This is a genomic window from Rhodococcus sp. UNC363MFTsu5.1 (assembly GCF_000686785.1).
GTDB lineage: Bacteria > Actinomycetota > Actinomycetes > Mycobacteriales > Mycobacteriaceae > Rhodococcus_G > Rhodococcus_G maanshanensis.
Map to the genome: position 1 here is coordinate 37,143 of NZ_JMLO01000036.1, position 19,128 is coordinate 56,270.

The following is a 19,128-nucleotide window of genomic DNA, read 5'->3' on the forward strand; positions in this document are numbered from 1 at the left end:
CGTGCCTGTTCGAGAGGCCACGGGGGCGGACGAGCCGATAGTTCCATCCAGCGAACACGTCCGGCACAACCGAGTTCAGCGAGTGAGCTGAATCTCGGGACGAACCCTCGACACGCGCCGCGCGAGCGAGGGAAGGAAAGGATCTCCGTGACCGATACGGACCTGATCGCCACACCTGTTCTCGACACCCCGGTTGACTCCGCGGCGAGCCAGGCCGGCGGCAATGCACGAACTTCAGAGGCCACCGGCGACGCGGTGGCAGCCTCCACCAAGCGCGCCGAGGCCCGGCGCGGTTCCGGCCTGTCCGGAATGGTGCTGGCCGAGCTGCGCGGACTCGCGACCGAGCTCGGCATCAAGGGAACGTCCGGCCTGCGCAAGGGCGACCTGATCGCGGCCATCAAGGAGCGTCAGGGCGGCTCAGCCGCCACCAAGACGGCGGCTCCCAAGGCGGCTCCCGTCGAGGCCGCCGCGAGCGAGGCCACGACCGCGCCGCAGCGGGTCGCCGAGGTAGCTCCGGCGGCCGAGTCGGCCCCCGCGACCACCGAGCGTCCGGCCGCGCAACCCGCCGAGTCCGCCGAGGGCGAGCAGGGCGGCCGCCGAAACCGGCAGCGCCGCGGCTCGTCTCGCCAGGCCGGTTCGCCCGAGCAGGGTGAGTCGACGGCATCGACGGCCCCCGCGACCGAGCAGGGCGGCGACCGCCAGCCTCGTCAGGAACAGGGCGCACGCCAGGAGCAGGGTGGCGAGCGCAACCGTCGCGACCGCAACCAGGGTGAGCGTGGCCAGGGTGAGCGCAACCAGGGTGAGCGTGGCCAGGGTGAGCGCAACCAGGGTGAGCGTGGCCAGGGTGAGCGCAACCAGGGTGAGCGTGGCCAGGGCGAGCGCAACCAGGGCGAGCGGAACCAGGGTGGCAACGGCCCGCGTGGCGAGGGTCGCAACGACAACCGCGGCGGCGAGGACGAGGACGGCCGGGGTCGGCGGGGACGCCGGTTCCGTGAGCGTCGTCGTGGACGCGACCGCGGCGAGGGCGGCGGCGCAGGCGCGGACCGCGACCTGGAGATCCGCGAGGACGATGTCCTGCAGCCGGTCGCAGGCATCCTCGACGTGCTCGACAACTACGCCTTCGTGCGGACCTCCGGTTACCTGGCGGGCCCGAACGACGTGTACGTCTCGATGAACCTGATCCGCAAGAACGGACTTCGTCGTGGCGACGCCATCACCGGTGCCGTCCGCGTCGCCCGTGAGGGTGAGGGCGGCGGTGGCAGCCAGCGTCAGAAGTTCAACCCGCTGGTCCGGCTGGACACCGTCAACGGCGGCGACGTCGAGGCGGCCAAGCGGCGCCCCGAGTTCGGCAAGCTGACGCCGCTCTACCCGAACCAGCGTCTGCGCCTCGAGACCACGCCGAACATCCTCACCACCCGCGTGATCGACCTGGTGATGCCGATCGGTAAGGGCCAGCGCGCCCTGATCGTCAGCCCGCCGAAGGCCGGTAAGACGAGCGTGCTGCAGGCGATCGCGAACGCCATCGCCACCAACAACCCCGAGTGCTACCTGATGGTCGTCCTTGTCGACGAGCGTCCGGAAGAGGTCACCGACATGCAGCGTTCGGTGAAGGGTGAGGTCATCGCCTCCACCTTCGACCGGCCGCCGTCAGACCACACCTCGGTCGCCGAGCTCGCCATCGAGCGGGCCAAGCGACTGGTCGAGGAGGGCAAGGACGTCGTCGTGCTGCTCGACTCGATCACCCGACTCGGCCGCGCGTACAACAACTCGTCGCCCGCCTCGGGACGAATCCTCTCGGGTGGTGTCGACTCGACCGCGCTGTACCCGCCGAAGCGTTTCCTCGGCGCGGCCCGCAACATCGAGAACGGCGGCTCGCTCACGATCATCGCCACCGCGATGGTCGAGACCGGCTCCACCGGTGACACCGTGATCTTCGAGGAGTTCAAGGGCACCGGCAACGCCGAGCTCAAGCTCGATCGCAAGATCGCCGAGCGTCGGGTCTTCCCTGCGGTCGACGTCAACCCGTCGGGCACCCGCAAGGACGAGCTGCTGCTCAACCCGGACGAGGCGGCGGTGCTGCACAAGCTGCGCCGGGTGCTGTCCGGCCTGGACTCGCACCAGGCGATCGATCTGCTGATCGACCGGCTCAAGAAGAGCAAGAACAACCTCGAGTTCCTGATGCAGGTCTCCAAGACCGCGCCGGGAGCGATGGGCGACGACGACTAGCATTCGTGCGACGAGGCGGGCCGAGGAAACCACACGGTTTCCTGGGCCCGTCTCGCGTTCGCGCCGGTCGGGAACAGATCGCGGCACCTGGTCGTTAGGACTTGATGCACGCGTTCTGGCAGAATGAACGATCGCGCCCGTGGCACTCGCCGCGTGCGAGCACAACAATGTCCGGTTCCGGTTCACGGCTTCGATTGGCGAAGGCGACCCGGCGACCACCGAAAGGGACACCATGAAGGCAGGAATCCACCCCAACTACGTGGCGACCACCGTCGTCTGCGGTTGCGGTAACACGTTCGAGACCCACAGCACCAAGGAGTCCGGACGCATCAACGTCGAGGTCTGCTCGCAGTGCCACCCGTTCTACACCGGCAAGCAGAAGATCCTCGACACCGGTGGACGCGTCGCGCGCTTCGAGGCTCGCTACGGCAAGCGCGCCGGCAAGAAGGCCGACGCCGACAGCTAGCTGTCTCGCCGACGCCCGTCCTGTGTTCCATTGCAGGCCGGGCGTCGGTTTTTTTGTACCCGTGGTGCGCGCGCCGGACCCGGCGCCGACCATCCACCCATTGCACTGCCCGGCATCCCCTCGGGGGTGCCGACAACCGAGGAGCGAACCATGGCGGGGACCACCCAGCCGTCGGCGATCGATGACATCCTGGCCGAGCACGCCGGCCTTGAGCTGCAGCTGTCCGACCCGTCCCTGCACAACGATCCCGCGGCCGCCCGCCGGGTCGGCAAGCGGTTCGCCGAGCTCGCCCCGATCATGGCCACCCACACCAAGCTGCAGGCCGCCCGTGAGGACCTCGAGGCCGCGCGCGAGCTGGCCGCCGACGACTCGAGCTTCGCCGCCGAGGTCCCCGAGCTGGAGGCCAGGGTGGCCGAGCTCGACGTCGCCCTCACCGATCTGCTCGCGCCGCGGGACCCGCACGACGGCGACGACGTGGTGCTCGAGGTGAAGTCGGGGGAGGGCGGCGAGGAGTCCGCGCTGTTCGCCGCGGACCTGGCCCGGATGTACCTGCGCTACGCCGAGCGGCACGGCTGGCGGGTCGAGGTCCTCGACGCGAACATCTCCGACCTCGGCGGCTACAAGGACGCGACCCTGTCGATCAAGTCGAAGGGCGACACCCGCGACGGTGTCTGGGCCCGGCTCAAGTTCGAGGGCGGTGTGCACCGCGTCCAGCGGGTGCCTGTCACCGAGTCGCAGGGACGCGTGCACACCTCGGCGGCGGGCGTGCTGATCTACCCGGAGCCGGAGGAGGTCGAGGAGGTGCAGATCGACGAGACCGACCTGCGCATCGACGTCTACCGCTCGTCGGGGAAGGGTGGCCAGGGCGTCAACACCACCGACTCCGCGGTCCGGATCACCCACCTGCCCACCGGCATCGTCGTGACCTGCCAGAACGAGCGCTCGCAGCTGCAGAACAAGGCCCGCGCGATGCAGGTGCTCGCGGCCCGGCTGCAGGCTGCGGCGGAGGAGGCCGCGGCCGACGAGGCCTCGGCGGGCAGGCAGAGCCAGGTGCGCACCGTCGACCGCTCCGAGCGCATCCGCACCTACAACTTTCCCGAGAACCGGATCACCGATCACCGGATCGGGTTCAAGGCGCACAACCTCGACGCCGTGCTCGACGGCGACCTGGACGCGCTGCTGGACGCGCTCGGCAAGTCGGACCGGGAAGCCCGGCTCGCCGCCGAGTAGCCACCGGGCCACGGTCGGGTAATGCGGGGTTCCGGCGGCGGCGCATGGCAGGCTGAACGGGTGAGTCGTCAACCCCTCCGCCTCGCGATCCTCGAGGCCGCCAAGCTGTTAGAGGAGGCGGGCGTACCCAGTCCCCGCACGGATGCGGAACTGCTCGCCGCCCATGTCGTCGGGGTGGAACGGACCAGGCTCGGGCTGGTGCCGCTCGTCGACCCCGAGGTGATCGAGCGGTACCGCGCGCTCATCGCCCGGCGAGCCGAACGCGTTCCGCTGCAGTACCTCACCGGTGTGGCGTCGATGGGAGACATCGACCTCCAGGTCGGTCCTGGGGTCTTCGTGCCGAGGCCGGAGACCGAGCTGATGTTCGCGTGGGCGCTCGCCTTCCTGGAGGGGCATCCCGCGCATCCGCCGGTGATCCTCGATCTGTGCACGGGCACCGGGGCGCTGGCCCTGGCGCTGGCGAACGCCCGCCCCGACGCGATCGTGCACGCGGTTGAGCTGGATCCGGCGGCACTGGCCTGGACCCGCCGCAACGCCGAGGCCAGGGCGAACGAGGGCGACACCCCGATCACGCTGCACCAGGGCGACGTCACCGACCGGTCGCTGCTCACCGAGCTCGAGGGCAAGGTCGATGTCGTGGTGTCGAATCCGCCGTACATCCCCGAGGGTGCCGAGCTCGATCCCGAGGTCGCGGATTTCGACCCGCACCTGGCGCTGTTCGGCGGCCCGGACGGGCTGTCGGTGATCACCCCGATGGTCTCCAACATCGCGCGCTGGCTGAAGATCGGCGGCGCGATGGCCATCGAGCACGACGACACCAACGGCGGTCAGGTGGCGGCCCTGCTGCGCGAGCGGCGGGTGTTCGGCGAGGTCGCCGAGCATCCGGACCTGGCCGGCAAGCCCCGGTTCGTGGTCGCCCGCCGGGTCGCGACGGACGCGGAGGCGGCCCGCGGGCACTGACCCACCGGTGCCCGAGCCCGCGGAACGACGAGGGGTGTCTGCAACGGATCGACGCGGATGGAAGGATGGGGGCGTGAGCATCGTCTACGACTGCCGGAACACCGATTCGCGCGAGGCTGGCATCGCGGCCGCGACGAATTCGCTCAAGGCCGGGCGCCTGGTCGTCGTGCCGACCGACACCCTCTACGGCCTCGCGGCCAACGCCTTCGACGGCGAGGCCGTCACCGCGCTGCTGCGCGCCAAGGGCCGCGGACGGGACATGCCCGTGCCGGTGCTCGTCGGCTCCTGGAACACCATCGACGGACTCGTCTTCACGGTGCGGCCGCAGGCGCGTGAGTTGATCCGCGCCTTCTGGCCCGGTGGGCTGAGTCTCGTTGTGCAGCAAGCGCCCTCGTTGGCGTGGGACCTGGGCGACACCAGGGGGACGGTGATGTTGCGGATGCCGCTGCACCCGGTGGCCCTCGAACTGCTGCGGGAGGTGGGACCCCTCGCCGTGTCCAGCGCGAACATCTCCGGGCACGCGCCCGCCGCCACCGTCGAGCAGGCCCGCGATCAGCTCGGCGGCGCCGCGTCGGTGTACCTGGACGGTGGCCCCGCCCAGCACGCGGTGGCCTCGACGATCGTCGATCTCACGGCCGACGAGCCGCGGATCCTGCGCGAGGGGGCGGTCGCGGCCGCGGACATCGCGGAGGTCCTCGGTGTGACCGTCGAGAGCCTGCTGCCGGGCCGGGTACCGGAATGAGCGACGCGGGATCCCCGCGACCGGCCCCCGCCGACCAGGCGTTCTGGGGTCCGGACTTCTCCGAGCTCGAGCGGACCGACCCGGAGATCGCCGAGATCACGCTCGCCGAGCTGGACCGGCTGCGCGGTGGGTTGCAGCTGATCGCGAGCGAGAACCTGACCAGCCCCGCGGTGCTGGCGGCGCTGGGCTCGACGCTGAGCAACAAGTACGCCGAGGGCTACCCCGGTCACCGGTACTACGGCGGCTGCGCCGAGGTCGACCGCGCCGAGAGCCTGGCGATCGAGCGGGCCAAGACGCTGTTCGGGGCCGAGCACGCCAACATGCAGCCGCACTCGGGGGCCAACGCCAACCTCGCGGTGTACGCCGCGTTCGCACAGCCCGGCGACCCGGTGCTGGCGATGAGCCTGCCGCACGGCGGTCACCTCACCCACGGGTCCAAGGTGAGCTTCTCGGGCAAGTGGTTCACCCCGATCCCGTATCACGTGGACAAGTCGACCGAGCTCATCGATTACGACGAGGTCCGTGACCTCGCGCTGACCCATCGGCCGAAGATCATCGTCGCGGGCGCGACCGCATATCCGCGACTGATCGACTTCGCGAAGTTCCGGCAGATCGCCGACGAGGTGGGCGCCATCCTGTGGGTCGACGCCGCGCATTTCATCGGGTTGGTGGCGGGCGGGGCGATCCCGTCGCCGGTGCCGTATGCCGACGTCGTCTCCGCGACCACCCACAAGGTCCTGCGTGGGCCTCGCGGAGGCATGCTGCTGTGCAGGGCCGAGCACGCCAAGGCCGTCGACAAGGCGGTGTTCCCCTTCAGCCAGGGCGGCCCGCTCATGCACTCGATCGCGGCCAAGGCGGTCGCGCTGAAGGAAGCGGCGTCCGACGAGTACCGGGCCTACGCGTCGCGCGTGGTCGACAACGCCGCGGCGATGACCAAGGCCCTCGAGGCGGGCGGCATGCGCGCGGTGTCCGGCGGCACCGACACCCACCTGGCGCTGCTGGACCTTCGCGAGCTCGGGGTGAGCGGGGCCGAGGCCGAACGGCGATGCGATGCGGCCCGAATCACGTTGAACAAGAACGCGATCCCATACGATCCGGCGCCGCCGATGGTGGCGTCCGGGATCCGGGTCGGATCCGCAGCGGTGACCACGCAGGGCTTCGGCACCGACGACTGCGCGGCGGTCGGTGCGCTGATCGCCAGGGCGGTGCGGGCCGAGGACGGCACCCCCGCAGGCGACGCCGAGCTGGCCGACGTGGCGCGTGAGGTCTCGGAGTTGGTGGCGCGCAAGCCTGCCTATCCCCGGCAGGCGACGCAGTCGAGTGCAGCGGCAGGGGACGGCGCGCGGTGACGGTAGCCTCTTCGACGTGATCGCCGCCCATTCAGCATTGCTCGCTCAGTCGGGCCGGGGGGCCGGGGTCCCGATCAGGGAACTGTTGCTGGTGCTCTTCACCGCGGCGGTCATCACCTTCCTTGCGACCGGAGCCGTCCGGTTGTTCGCCCTCAAGTTCGGCGCCGTTGCCGTCCCGCGCGACCGCGACGTGCACGTGACGCCCACGCCCCGGCTCGGCGGTGTCGGCATGTACGTCGGCTTCGTCGCCGCCCTGCTGTTCGCCCAGCAACTGCCGGCGCTGGCCAGGGGATTCGACTACAACACCAAGGACATCCCTGCGGCGCTCGTCTCCGGCGGCGTCATCGTGCTGGTCGGGATCATCGACGACCGATGGGGCCTGGACGCGCTGACGAAGTTCGTCGGACAGGTCACCGCGGCGGGCGTGCTGGTGGTGATGGGGGTCAGCTGGTTCGTGCTGTACCTGCCCTTCAACGGCACAACACTGGTCCTGGACCAGTTGCAGTCGGGCCTGGTGACCGTGCTGATCGCGGTCGTGATGATCAACGCCATGAACTTCGTCGACGGCCTCGACGGGCTCGCCGCCGGCCTCGGGCTGATCGCGGCGCTGGCGATCTGCGTGTTCTCGGTCGGCCTGCTGCACGAGCAGGGCGGTGACGTGAGCGCGTATCCGCCCGCGATGCTGGCCGCCGCGCTGGCGGGCGCGTGCCTCGGCTTCCTGCCGCACAACTTCCAGCCGGCCAGGATCTTCATGGGGGACTCGGGGTCGATGCTGATCGGCCTGATGCTGGCGGCCATCTCCACCAGCGCCTCCGGCCGGATCCCGCTCAGTGCCTACGGAACAAGGGACATCCTCGGTCTGCTCTCGCCGCTGCTGCTGGTCGGCGCGGTGATGTTCATCCCGATCCTCGACCTGCTGCTCGCGGTGGTCCGGCGGACCAGGGCCGGGCGCAGCCCGTTCAGCCCCGACAAGATGCACCTGCACCACCGCCTGCTGCAGATCGGACACTCGCACCGGCGCGTGGTCCTGCTGATCTATTTGTGGGTCGGGGTGCTCGCGTTCGGCGCCGTTGGCTCGGCCCTGTTCGACCGGAGGATCGTGGTGCTGCTGGTCGCCGGTGGTCTGGTGTTTGCACTGGTCGTGACGGCAGTGCCGTCGCTGCGCCTGAAGCAGGTCCCCGGCCGCGATCGGGTGGGCGGGCCGTAGCCCGCTAGGCTGGCTCATCGTGACCTTCTCTCCGGAACCCGTGCCCGACCAGTCCGCTCCGCTGCGCGCCGCGGTCCGCTATGGCGTCATCGGCCTGATCGCGCTCGCCGTGGTCGGCTCGATCATCGCCGTCGTGGCGGCAGGCATGCCAGGACTGTGGGGCGCGTTGATCGGCGTCGCGGTCGGAGGTGGCTTCATCCTGTGCACCGCGCTGGCGGTCCTGTTCACAGAGAAGCTCCCGCCCGCCACCTCGGGTGCGGTGCTGTTGGGCAGCTGGCTGCTCAAGATGATCCTGGCGATCCTGGTCCTCGGCGTGCTCAAGGGCATGGACTTCTACAGCAAGCAGGCGCTGGTCATCGTCATGGTGCTGGCGCTGGTGATCGTGCTCGGCGCCGAGACATATGGGCTGCTCAAGGTGAAGGTGCCCTATGTCACTCCCGCACAGCAGGACGGCTCTCCCGCACAGCAGGACGGTCCATCCGGTGAGACGGAATCCGACGAAAAGTAGTACGACGACCTGTCGTAATCGGTCAAGCAGGACCCCCGTCTACACAACGTCGTAGTTGTATTGGTAGGGTCAGGGCCAAGCGAGAGCCGGAACTACGCGAAACACCCATTTCGCCGGGTCAGGCATCCTCGCAGGTGACCACGATCGTCAATTCCGCGTGTTCGGAAGTGGCGAGTCGGGGAACACCGAGTCGACGACAGTCCGCCGACACCGACAGACGCGGGGCCGAGTGAATCGGCCACAGCAGCTGACGAATACGCGAGCCGACCTTGTCGACTTGTTAGATCGTCAATGTCCGATCGAACCGCAGGCGATGCCGCCTGCGGCCACGACTACGGGAGAGACCGCTGAGCGTCACCACCCTGGCCGCGGAGTTCCATCCGCCGTCACTTGCAGACTTCTTCCCTCCCGCCGTGCTGTTCGAGGGCACGCCCTTCGAGCTCGACCGGCTGATGCTGATCCGCATCCTGATGACGGTGGTGCTCCTCGCCTTCTTCGCGATCGCGATGCGCAGCCCGAAGCTGGTGCCGCGCGGCGCGCAGAACCTCGCCGAGATGGGCCTGGGGTTCGTCAAGAACCAGATCACCGATGAGGTGCTCGGCAAGGAGCAGGGCAAGCGCTTCCTGCCGGTCATCGCCACGATCTTCTTCGCGGTGCTGTTCCTGAACGCGTCCGGGATCATCCCGTTCCTGAACATCTCCTCGAACGCCCGAATCGGGATGCCGATCGTGCTGGCCGCCCTCGCGTACATCACGTTCAACTACGTCGGCATCAAGAAGTACGGCTTCTTCAAGTACGTGAAGAGCAGCATCGTCGTCCCCGGCGTGCCGGTCGCGCTGCACTTTCTGCTGATCCCGATCGAGTTCGTGTCGACGTTCATCCTCCGGCCGTTCACGCTGACCGTCCGTCTCATGGCCAACATGCTGGCCGGCCACATCATGCTGGTGCTGTTCTTCAGCGCCACCCAGTTCTTCTTCTTCGAGGCAGCCGCCGGGATGAAGGTCTTCGGTGTGTTCTCCCTGGCAGCAGGTTTCGGGTTCACCCTCTTCGAGATGCTGGTGATCTTCCTGCAGGCGTACGTCTTCGCCCTGCTGACCGCCGTGTACATCGACCTCGCGCTGCACGCCGACTCGCACTGACCGCACTACACACAAACTGACCCATCCGCCGAATCCCGGTGGTGGGCAACGGAAAGGGAACGGAAACCAAATGAGCCTCGCGTACCTGGCACAGGAAGCCGTTGAGCAGACGACCACCGGCAAGGGCTACGGCGCCATCGGCTACGGCCTCGCGGCCATCGGCCCCGGCATCGGTGTGGGCATCGTCGTCGGCAAGGCCATCGAGGGCATCGCGCGTCAGCCCGAGCTGGCCGGCCAGATCCGTACCAACATGTTCCTCGGTATCGCATTCACCGAGGCCCTCGCGCTGATCGGCCTCGTCGCCGGCTTCATTTTCTGATCTCGCCATGTCAACCATTGCATTGATCGCGGCCGCGGAGGGCGAGGCTATCAATCCTCTCCGCCCCGAGACCTACGACATCGTGTGGTCGGCGGTCTGCATCGCGGTTATCGGGTTCTTCTTCTGGAAGTACATCCTTCCGAAGTTCCAGCAGGTGCTGGCGGACCGTACGGAGCAGATCGAGGGCGGCATCGCCCGCGCCGAGGAAGCCCAGGCCGAGGCCAAGGAGACGCTGGAGCAGTACCGCGCCCAGCTCGCCGAGGCTCGGACCGAGGCCGCGGCCATCCGTGAGGATGCCCGGACCCAGGGGCAGCAGATCATCGCCGAGATGAAGGTCCAGGCACAGGCAGAGAGCGACCGCATCGTGGCGGCTGGCAGCAGCCAGCTCGCCGCGCAGCGTCAGCAGATCGTCACCGAACTGCGTAGCGACCTGGGCAAGACCGCGGTCGATCTGGCCGAGAAGGTCATCGGGGAGTCGCTGGCCGACGAGGTCAAGCGGTCGGGTTCGATCGACCGTTTCCTCAGCGAACTGGACGCCGTCAGCGCTGACTCCGCAGCCGGAAAGTGAGCACCATGTACGCAGCAAGCCGTGAGGCGCTGACTCATACGAGGAGCGCCCTGGAATCAGCGTTGGCCGGAGTTTCGGCCGGCGCGGCGACTGCAGCTGCGGCACAGACCGGTGCCGAGCTGTTCACGGTGGTCGAGGTTCTCGACGGCCAGCGCACGCTTCGCGCGTCGCTGTCCGACCCCTCGGCCCCCGCGGCGGTTCGGCAGGCCTTGGCCGAGCAGGTGTTCTCGGCCAAGGTTTCGGCCGAGGCGCTCGCGACGCTCAAGGCGGCCGTCTCCCAGGACTGGTCGAGCTCGGCCGACCTGCGGAACTCGCTGGTGCTGCTCGGTCGGGAGTCGCTGCTCAAGGCGGCCGACGATCAGGGTCAGCTCGACACCGTCGAGGACGAGCTCTTCCGCCTCGGCCGCATCGTGGCGGGCGACTCGAGCCTCGAGCAGGCGCTGTCAGATCGCGCGACGCCCACTGCGGCCAAGCGTGAGCTGCTGTCCAAGCTGCTCTACGGCAAGGTCACCGCGATCACCGAGGCCCTGGCCAACCAGGCCGCAGGCCGGTTGCGGACCGCACCGGCGGATGCCTTCAACGAGCTGTCGGAACTGGCGGCGGCGCGACGCGACAAGGCGGTCGCACATGTGCGCAGCGCCTCGGCGCTGTCCGCTGATCAGGAGGAGCGGCTCGCCGCGATCCTGACCCGCACCTACGGCAAGCCGGTCACCGTGCACGTGGAGGTCGACCCCGAGCTCCTGAGCGGCCTTGTCGTTCGCGTGGGCGACGAGGTCATCGACGGCAGTGCGGCGGGACGTCTCGCGTCACTGCGCAAGACCCTCAAGTAGTCCCGGCGTTCGCGCCCGACCTCAAACTCCAGATATTCGAAGACCAGATACCGAGAGCAGGAAAAACATGGCGGAGCTGACGATCTCCTCCGACGAGATCCGTAGCGCGATTGAGAACTACACCGCGAGCTACTCCCCGGAGGCCTCCCGCGAGGAGGTCGGAGCGGTGTCCGACACCAGTGACGGCATTGCGCACGTCACCGGCCTGCCTTCGGCGATGGCCAACGAGCTGCTGGAGTTCCCCGGCGGCGTGCTGGGCGTGGCGCTGAACCTGGAGGCCACCGAGATCGGTGCCGTCATCCTGGGTGACTACGCTGACATCGAAGAGGGCCAGCCGGTCAAGCGGACCGGCGACGTGCTGTCCGTGCCGGTCGGCGACGCCTTCCTGGGCCGCGTCGTGAACCCGCTCGGCCAGCCCATCGACGGCCTCGGCGAGATCGAGAGCACCGAGAACCGTGCCCTCGAGCTGCAGGCCGCGACCGTGCTGGAGCGTCAGCCCGTCGAGGAGCCGCTGCAGACCGGCATCAAGGCCATCGACGCGATGACCCCGATCGGCCGCGGACAGCGCCAGCTGGTGATCGGCGACCGCAAGACCGGCAAGACCGCGGTCTGCGTCGACGCCATCCTGAACCAGAAGGCCAACTGGGCGACCGGCGACCCGAAGCAGCAGGTTCGCTGCATCTACGTCGCGATCGGCCAGAAGGGCTCCACCATCGCGGGCGTCAAGCAGGCCCTCGAGGAGCAGGGCGCGATGGAGTACACCACCATCGTCGCTGCCCCGGCCTCCGATTCGGCCGGCTTCAAGTGGCTCGCCCCGTACACCGGTTCGGCCATCGGCCAGCACTGGATGTACCAGGGCAAGCACGTCCTCATCGTGTTCGACGACCTGACCAAGCAGGCCGAGGCGTACCGCGCCATCTCGCTGCTGCTGCGTCGTCCGCCGGGCCGCGAGGCGTACCCCGGTGACGTGTTCTACCTGCACTCCCGCCTGCTGGAGCGTTCGGCCAAGCTGTCCGACGAGCTCGGCGGCGGTTCGCTGACGGCCCTGCCGATCATCGAGACCAAGGCCAACGACGTCTCGGCGTACATCCCGACCAACGTCATCTCCATCACCGACGGTCAGGTCTTCCTCGAGTCCGACCTGTTCAACAAGGGCATCCGCCCCGCGATCAACGTCGGCATCTCGGTTTCCCGAGTCGGTGGCGCCGCGCAGACCAAGGGCATGAAGAAGGTCTCCGGTTCGCTCCGTCTCGAGCTGGCCCAGTTCCGTGAGCTGGAGGCCTTCTCGGCCTTCGCCTCCGACCTGGACGACGCCTCCAAGGCTCAGCTCGAGCGTGGACAGCGTCTCGTCGAGCTGCTAAAGCAGGACCAGTACTCCCCGATCGCCGTCGAGGACCAGATCGTCTCGATCTACCTCGCGGGCGAAGGCGTGTTCGACTCGGTGCCGGTCGGCGACGTCCGTCGCTTCGAGGCCGAGCTGCTCGAGGACCTGCACCGCAACGCGACCTCGGTCTACGAGTCCATCAAGGGCGGCAAGGCCCTCGACGACACCTCGATCGACGCTCTCAAGGCTGCGACCGACAAGTTCAAGGAAGGCTTCATCGCCTCCGACGGCAGCCGCGTTGTCAACGAGGCCGAGGCGACGACCCTCGGCGCGGACGAGGTCAGCCAGGAGCAGGTTTCCGTCACTCGCAAGCACGTCAGCAAGTGAGCGTGACGGCCGTGTCGGAATCTCGTGGGAAGGGAGTGTGACTGAGTAGATGGCAAGCCTGCGCGAACTGCGCTCACGTATCAAGTCAGTCAACTCGACCAAGAAGATCACCAAGGCGCAGGAGCTGATCGCGACCTCCCGCATCACCAAGGCTCAGGCCAGGGTTGCGGCGTCGAAGCCCTACGCCGAGGAGATCACCAAGGTGCTCTCCGCGCTGGCGAGCGCCTCCGGGTCGCTCGACCACCCGCTGCTGAACGAGCGGCCGGAGCCCAAGCGGGCTGCCGTGCTGGTCGTCACCAGCGACCGCGGCATGTGCGGCGGCTACAACTCCAACGTCCTCAAGGAGGCGGAGGAGCTGATGCAGCTGCTGCGCTCCGAGGGCAAGGAGCCGGTGCTGTACGCGATGGGCGCGAAGGGCCTGACGTACTACACCTTCCGTGATCGCGATCTGAAGGGTGCCTGGACCGGCTTCTCTCAGCAGCCCGGTTACGCGGACGCCGCCAGGGCGAGCCGGCACCTGGTCGAGCTCTTCATGGCCGGGTCGGGTTCCGAGGTCGCGGCGTACAACGGTGAAGGCACCGTCGAGGGCGTGGACGAACTGCACATCGTCTACACCCGCTTCGTGTCGATGCTGACCCAGACGCCCGAGGTCCGGCGGATGGCTCCGCTCGAGGTCGAGTACAAGGACGAGAACTTCGAACTCGGGGAGGACATGCTCTCCGATTCGAACGGTGCTCAGCCGACGGCGCAGTACGACTTCGAGCCGGAGGCCGCGACGCTGCTCTCGGCGCTGCTGCCGAAGTACATCAGCACCCGTATCTACTCCTCGCTGCTCGATGCGGCGGCCTCGGAGTCGGCTTCACGCCGTACCGCCATGAAGGCGGCGACGGACAACGCAAACGAGCTGGTGAACACCCTGAGCCGCCAGGCCAACCAGGTTCGCCAGGCCCAGATCACCCAGGAAATCAGCGAGATCGTCGGTGGCGCGAATGCGCTCGCCTCGAGCGCAGGAAGTGACTAGACACATGACCGCAGCAGTAACCCAAACCAACGCGAACGGCTCGGGCACCACGTCCGGCCGGGTCGTGCGGGTCATCGGTCCCGTTGTGGACGTTGAGTTCCCGCGTGGCGCCGTTCCCTCCCTGTTCAACGCGCTGAACGCGGAGGTCACTCTGCCGACGGTCGCGAAGACCCTGACCCTCGAGGTGGCGCAGCACCTGGGCGACAACCTGGTGCGCACCATTTCGATGCAGCCGACCGACGGCCTGGTCCGCGGCGCGGCGGTCGTCGACTCCGGCAAGCCGATCTCGGTTCCCGTCGGTGACGTCGTCAAGGGCCACGTGTTCAACGCCCTCGGTGACTGCCTCGACACCCCGGGCCTCGGTCGCGACGGCGAGCAGTGGGGCATCCACCGCAAGCCCCCCGCCTTCGATCAGCTCGAGGGCAAGACCGAGATCCTCGAGACCGGCATCAAGGTCATCGACCTGCTGACCCCGTACGTCAAGGGCGGCAAGATCGGTCTGTTCGGTGGTGCCGGCGTCGGCAAGACCGTTCTGATCCAGGAGATGATCACCCGTATCGCCCGCGAGTTCTCCGGCACCTCGGTGTTCGCAGGCGTCGGTGAGCGCACCCGTGAGGGCACGGACCTCCACCTCGAGATGGCCGAGATGGGCGTTCTCCAGGACACCGCGCTCGTGTTCGGTCAGATGGACGAGCCGCCGGGAACGCGTATGCGCGTCGCCCTGTCGGCGCTGACCATGGCGGAGTACTTCCGCGATGTGCAGAACCAGGACGTGTTGCTCTTCATCGACAACATCTTCCGTTTCACGCAGGCCGGCTCCGAGGTCTCGACCCTGCTGGGTCGTATGCCTTCCGCCGTTGGTTACCAGCCGACGCTGGCGGACGAGATGGGTGAGCTCCAGGAGCGCATCACCTCGACCCGTGGCCGTTCGATCACCTCGCTGCAGGCGATCTACGTCCCCGCCGACGACTACACCGACCCGGCGCCCGCGACCACCTTCGCGCACCTCGATGCGACGACCGAGCTCTCGCGTCCGATTTCGCAGATGGGTATCTACCCCGCTGTGGACCCGCTGACGTCGACCTCGCGCATCCTCGAGCCCGGCATCGTCGGTGCGGAGCACTTCCGCGTCGCGAACGAGGTCAAGCGGATCCTGCAGAAGTACAAGGAACTGCAGGACATCATCGCCATCCTCGGTATGGACGAGCTGCAGGAAGAGGACAAGATCCTCGTCGGCCGCGCGCGCCGTATCCAGAAGTTCCTCGGCCAGAACTTCATCGTGGCCGAGAAGTTCACGGGTGAGGCCGGTTCGGTTGTGCCGCTGCGCGACACCATCGAGGCGTTCGACCGCGTCTGCAAGGGCGAGTTCGATCACCTGCCCGAGCAGGCGTTCAACAGCTGCGGTGGACTCGACGACGTCGAGGCCGCTGCCAAGAAGATCGCCGGGAAGTAGTCGACAATGGCTGAGATGACTGTTGAGCTTGTTGCCGTCGAGCAGCGGCTGTGGTCGGGTTCGGCGACGCTCGTCAGCGCTCAGACCACCGAGGGCGAGATCGGCATCATGTACGGACATGAGCCGGTCCTCGGACAGCTGATCGAGGCAGGCGTGGTGGCCATCACCACCGCCGACGGCGAGCGCGTCGTCGCCGCGGTGCACGGTGGCTTCCTCTCGGTGACGGGCACCACCGTCACGATCCTGGCGGAGTCCGCGGACTTCGCGGGCGACGTCGACGTCGAGGCCGCCAAGGCGGTCCTGGCCGAGACGACCGAGGATCTCGAGGCGATCGCGATCGCCAAGGGTCAGCTCCGCGCCGTAGAGCGCGCCTGACCGGTACCAACCGATAGCCGCGACGAGCAAGGCCGACGAGCAGTGACAACCGGAGTGACAGTTCTATTCGTTCTGGTTGTCCTGCTCGCGGCGCTCGTCGCGGCTTTCGTGTATCGGTTGGGGGTGCTGCGCCGCGGAGGCACGGCGGCGATCGTCCGGGCCACCCCCGCTGCCGCGGGCCAGGGCTGGCGGCACGGTGTCATCCGGTACGGCGAGGAGGACCTCGTCTTCTACAAGCTCTCCAGCCTCCGGCCGGGACCCGACTCGCGGATCAGCAGGCAGGGCATCGAGGTGGGGGATCGGCGCGGGCCACGCGACACCGAGTTCGACATCATGACCGACGAGATCGTGATCCTGTCGGTGCAGGACGGCGATCACGGCTACGAGGTGGCGCTCGATTCCGGCGCCCTCACCGCGTTCCTGTCCTGGGTGGAATCGCGGCCGTCGGGACGTTCCATGCGGGGCCGTCCGGCCTGACACGCACCCATATCGAAGACCCCGGCTCATCGCCGGGGTCTTTTTCGTTCAGTGCCCGCCCGCGGATTCGGTGCCGCCCGCCCCTGGCTTCCACAGCACGTCGCCCTCGGGGTTCGCCGCGCGGCTCAGGATGAACAGCAGGTCGGAGAGCCGGTTCAGGTACTTGGCCGGCAGCACGCTGGTGTCCTCGGGGGAGGCGTCCACCGCCGCCCACGCGGAGCGTTCGGCCCGTCGCACCACGGTCCGCGCCACGTGCAGAAGCGCCGCCAGGGCCGTGCCACCGGGGAGGATGAAGGAGTTCAGCGGCGTCAGCGGCTCGTTGTACTCGTCGCACCAGCCCTCGAGTCGCTCGATGTAGCCGGCCGTGACCCGCAGCGGCGGGTACTTGGGATCCGCCACGACCGGGGTGGACAGGTCCGCGCCCGCGTCGAAGAGATCGTTCTGGATCTGACGCAGCACCGCGACGAATTCGGGTCCCGGCCGGCCCAGCGCGAGGGCCACGCCGAGGCTGGCGTTGGCCTCGTCGCAGTCCGCGTACGCGATCAGCCGCGGATCGTTCTTCGACACCCGTGAGAAGTCGCTGAGACCGGTGGTCCCGTCGTCGCCGGTACGGGTGTAGATGCGGGTCAGGTGTACGGACATGACGTCACGGTACCGCTCGCGCTGATCGAATCGGGACCGCTAGCGGTCGGGAGCCGGTCGCGGCTGACTAGGCTGTCGCACTGTGAGTGAACGCTTTCTTGTCACCGGCGGCAACAGGCTGACGGGTGAGGTCTCGGTGGGCGGCGCGAAGAACAGCGTCCTGAAGTTGATGGCGGCTGCCCTCCTGGCGGAGGGCACGACCACCATCACCAACTGCCCGGACATCCTCGACGTGCCGCTGATGGCGGAGGTACTGCGCGGACTCGGTTGCGAGGTGGTGCTCGAGGGGGACGAGGCACGCATCACGACACCGGCCGAGCCGAAGTACCACGCCGATTTCCCCGCCGTGACCCAGTTCCGCGCATCGGTGTGTGTCCTCGGACCCCTGGTCGCGCGATGCAGGCGCGCCGTCGTCGCGCTCCCAGGGGGCGACGCGATCGGGTCGCGCCCACTGGACATGCACCAGTCCGGACTGGAGTTGCTCGGCGCGCGCAGCGAGATCCAGCACGGGTGCGTGGTGGCGGAGGCGGACGACCTGCACGGCGCCACCATCCGCCTGGCGTTCCCTTCGGTCGGTGCCACCGAGAACATCCTGATGGCCGCGGTGCTGGCCAAGGGCGAGACCGTCATCGACAACGCCGCTCGCGAACCCGAGATCGTCGACCTGTGCAACATGCTCAGGCGGATGGGTGCCCAGATCGAGGGTGCGGGTTCGACGACCCTGACCATTCGGGGGGTCAAGACCATGCAGCCGACCACCCATCGGGTGATCGGTGATCGGATCGTGGCGGCGACGTGGGGGATCGCGGCGGCCATGACCCGGGGCGATGTGCGGGTGCGCGGGGTCAACCCGAAGCACCTCTCGCTCGTGCTCGACAAGCTCCGGTCCGCGGGCTCGCAGGTGACGATGGAGCCGGACGGATTCCGGATCGTGCAGGAGGGCCGCCCCACCGCGGTGAACTACGCGACCCTGCCGTACCCGGGATTCCCCACCGACCTGCAGCCGATGGCGATCGGGCTGGCCGCTGTCGCGGACGGCACGTCGATGATCACCGAGAACGTCTTCGAGGCGCGGTTCCGGTTCGTCGAGGAGATGATCCGGCTCGGTGCCGATGCCCGCACAGACGGACACCACGCGGTGGTCAGGGGGATCCCGCGGCTCTCGAGCGCGCCGGTGTGGTCCTCGGACATCCGGGCCGGGGCCGGCCTGGTGCTGGCCGGCCTGGTGGCGGACGGCGTCACCGAGGTCCACGACGTCTTCCACATCGACCGTGGGTACCCGAGATTCGTCGAGAACCTGACGGGTCTCGGCGGCATGATCGAGCGGGTGCCAGCCCCTGCGGTGGCCGGCTGAGCGAGCCGTCGCACCGGGGGAGCGCCGAGAGTGTTCGGCGTCACAATGATCGATTTCCCCCGAAAGTGCCGGTTGGTCCGCCGACTTGAGCGCCCTGACCTGGCAATTTCTGAGGCGAACGGGTCGCGACATGGCGATTTGCCACAGCGTTCGCCGCCGCGTAACTTTTGTCGAGTCAGAGCGACACGGACACCGACCCGGCCGAGAGGCGCGGGACACGAGGTTGGACGAAGGCGCCAGACAATCCCAAAGCTTGCTTGATCAATCAGCCCGGTTTTGACCGGGAGGCTTCGATGAGCTAGGCTGGAACAGTTGCCCCGGAGCGGCCGAGAACGTGTTTCTCGGTGGTGATGGTGTGTGCGTGTTCTTTGAGAACTCAACAGTGTGCCGATGAATGTCAGTGCCAAATTTTGGTACTCCACACCATTTGGTGTGGGTATTTGCTGGCTCTTTTCCTTCTTCCGTCGGAGAGGGGTCAGTGTTTGAAGCTAGTTTGAGTTTTTGAATGCTAGTGATTTGACTCGATGTCTATGACTGATTAGCAGGTTCGC

General features: G+C 68.0%; 19 protein-coding genes. 18 read left to right on the forward strand and 1 reads right to left on the reverse strand.

Features of this window, described 5'->3' with window-relative positions; genetic code table 11:
* The first annotated feature begins 147 nt into the window (after nucleotides 1-147).
* The 17 genes from rho (at nucleotide 148) to BR31_RS0122960 (ending at nucleotide 16,581) form a co-directional block, all read left to right on the forward strand.
* Nucleotides 148-2,226 (forward strand): transcription termination factor Rho, encoded by a 2,079-nt coding sequence (rho, locus tag BR31_RS0122880; protein WP_027503017.1) that lies wholly within the window; start codon nucleotides 148-150, stop codon nucleotides 2,224-2,226.
* 232 nt (nucleotides 2,227-2,458) lie between these two features.
* Complete coding sequence (gene rpmE, locus BR31_RS0122885) at nucleotides 2,459-2,692, forward strand: 50S ribosomal protein L31 (protein WP_027503018.1); 234 nt, start codon at nucleotides 2,459-2,461, stop codon at nucleotides 2,690-2,692.
* A gap of 150 nt (nucleotides 2,693-2,842) precedes the next feature.
* Nucleotides 2,843-3,922 carry a peptide chain release factor 1 gene (gene prfA, locus BR31_RS0122890; protein WP_027503019.1) on the forward strand — a complete coding sequence of 360 codons (1,080 nt, stop codon included), beginning with the start codon at nucleotides 2,843-2,845 and terminating at the stop codon, nucleotides 3,920-3,922.
* A gap of 60 nt (nucleotides 3,923-3,982) precedes the next feature.
* Nucleotides 3,983-4,882 carry a peptide chain release factor N(5)-glutamine methyltransferase gene (prmC, locus tag BR31_RS0122895; RefSeq protein WP_027503020.1) on the forward strand — a complete coding sequence of 300 codons (900 nt, stop codon included), beginning with the start codon at nucleotides 3,983-3,985 and terminating at the stop codon, nucleotides 4,880-4,882.
* Between the two features lie 73 nt (nucleotides 4,883-4,955).
* The gene (locus BR31_RS0122900) at nucleotides 4,956-5,624 is read left to right on the forward strand and encodes an L-threonylcarbamoyladenylate synthase (protein ID WP_027503021.1); all 669 of its coding nucleotides are present in this window, start codon (nucleotides 4,956-4,958) and stop codon (nucleotides 5,622-5,624) included.
* On the forward strand, nucleotides 5,621-6,973 hold the full coding sequence (gene glyA, locus BR31_RS29795) for a serine hydroxymethyltransferase (protein WP_051637674.1): 1,353 nt from the start codon (nucleotides 5,621-5,623) through the stop codon (nucleotides 6,971-6,973). Before BR31_RS0122900 ends, glyA begins: the two co-directional genes overlap by 4 nt.
* 16 nt (nucleotides 6,974-6,989) lie before the next feature.
* Nucleotides 6,990-8,180 carry a glycosyltransferase family 4 protein gene (locus tag BR31_RS0122910; protein ID WP_027503022.1) on the forward strand — a complete coding sequence of 397 codons (1,191 nt, stop codon included), beginning with the start codon at nucleotides 6,990-6,992 and terminating at the stop codon, nucleotides 8,178-8,180.
* A gap of 19 nt (nucleotides 8,181-8,199) precedes the next feature.
* Complete coding sequence (locus BR31_RS0122915) at nucleotides 8,200-8,688, forward strand: Cg1360 family ATP-synthase-associated protein (protein WP_027503023.1); 489 nt, start codon at nucleotides 8,200-8,202, stop codon at nucleotides 8,686-8,688.
* Between the two features lie 413 nt (nucleotides 8,689-9,101).
* Nucleotides 9,102-9,827: a F0F1 ATP synthase subunit A gene (gene atpB, locus BR31_RS0122920; protein WP_027503024.1), complete on the forward strand. Its 726-nt coding sequence runs from the start codon at nucleotides 9,102-9,104 to the stop codon at nucleotides 9,825-9,827.
* 70 nt (nucleotides 9,828-9,897) lie between these two features.
* A complete protein-coding gene (locus tag BR31_RS0122925; RefSeq protein ID WP_027503025.1) occupies nucleotides 9,898-10,146 on the forward strand; it encodes an ATP synthase F0 subunit C in 249 nt (82 codons plus the stop codon).
* Nucleotides 10,147-10,153: 7 nt separating this feature from the next.
* Nucleotides 10,154-10,714, forward strand: coding sequence for a F0F1 ATP synthase subunit B (locus BR31_RS0122930; RefSeq protein WP_027503026.1), 561 nt, complete (start codon nucleotides 10,154-10,156; stop codon nucleotides 10,712-10,714).
* 5 nt (nucleotides 10,715-10,719) lie between these two features.
* Nucleotides 10,720-11,544 (forward strand): F0F1 ATP synthase subunit delta, encoded by an 825-nt coding sequence (locus BR31_RS0122935; RefSeq protein WP_037177931.1) that lies wholly within the window; start codon nucleotides 10,720-10,722, stop codon nucleotides 11,542-11,544.
* 67 nt (nucleotides 11,545-11,611) lie between these two features.
* Entirely contained in the window at nucleotides 11,612-13,255 is a 1,644-nt protein-coding gene (gene atpA / locus BR31_RS0122940; protein WP_027503028.1) for a F0F1 ATP synthase subunit alpha, read from the forward strand.
* A 49-nt stretch (nucleotides 13,256-13,304) separates the two neighbouring features.
* Nucleotides 13,305-14,276 carry a F0F1 ATP synthase subunit gamma gene (locus BR31_RS0122945; RefSeq protein ID WP_027503029.1) on the forward strand — a complete coding sequence of 324 codons (972 nt, stop codon included), beginning with the start codon at nucleotides 13,305-13,307 and terminating at the stop codon, nucleotides 14,274-14,276.
* A gap of 4 nt (nucleotides 14,277-14,280) precedes the next feature.
* Nucleotides 14,281-15,729 (forward strand): F0F1 ATP synthase subunit beta, encoded by a 1,449-nt coding sequence (atpD, locus tag BR31_RS0122950; RefSeq protein ID WP_027503030.1) that lies wholly within the window; start codon nucleotides 14,281-14,283, stop codon nucleotides 15,727-15,729.
* Nucleotides 15,730-15,735: 6 nt separating this feature from the next.
* The gene (locus BR31_RS0122955; protein ID WP_027503031.1) at nucleotides 15,736-16,104 is read left to right on the forward strand and encodes a F0F1 ATP synthase subunit epsilon; all 369 of its coding nucleotides are present in this window, start codon (nucleotides 15,736-15,738) and stop codon (nucleotides 16,102-16,104) included.
* 54 nt (nucleotides 16,105-16,158) lie between these two features.
* Nucleotides 16,159-16,581: a DUF2550 domain-containing protein gene (locus BR31_RS0122960; RefSeq protein ID WP_231496677.1), complete on the forward strand. Its 423-nt coding sequence runs from the start codon at nucleotides 16,159-16,161 to the stop codon at nucleotides 16,579-16,581.
* Between the two features lie 48 nt (nucleotides 16,582-16,629).
* Here BR31_RS0122960 and BR31_RS0122965 read toward each other — a convergent pair whose 3' ends face one another.
* On the reverse strand, nucleotides 16,630-17,223 hold the full coding sequence (locus BR31_RS0122965) for a cob(I)yrinic acid a,c-diamide adenosyltransferase (RefSeq protein ID WP_027503033.1): 594 nt from the start codon (nucleotides 17,221-17,223) through the stop codon (nucleotides 16,630-16,632).
* An 82-nt stretch (nucleotides 17,224-17,305) separates the two neighbouring features.
* Between BR31_RS0122965 and murA the strand changes: the two genes are divergently transcribed.
* Complete coding sequence (gene murA / locus BR31_RS0122970) at nucleotides 17,306-18,577, forward strand: UDP-N-acetylglucosamine 1-carboxyvinyltransferase (RefSeq protein WP_027503034.1); 1,272 nt, start codon at nucleotides 17,306-17,308, stop codon at nucleotides 18,575-18,577.
* Nucleotides 18,578-19,128: the final 551 nt, after the last annotated feature.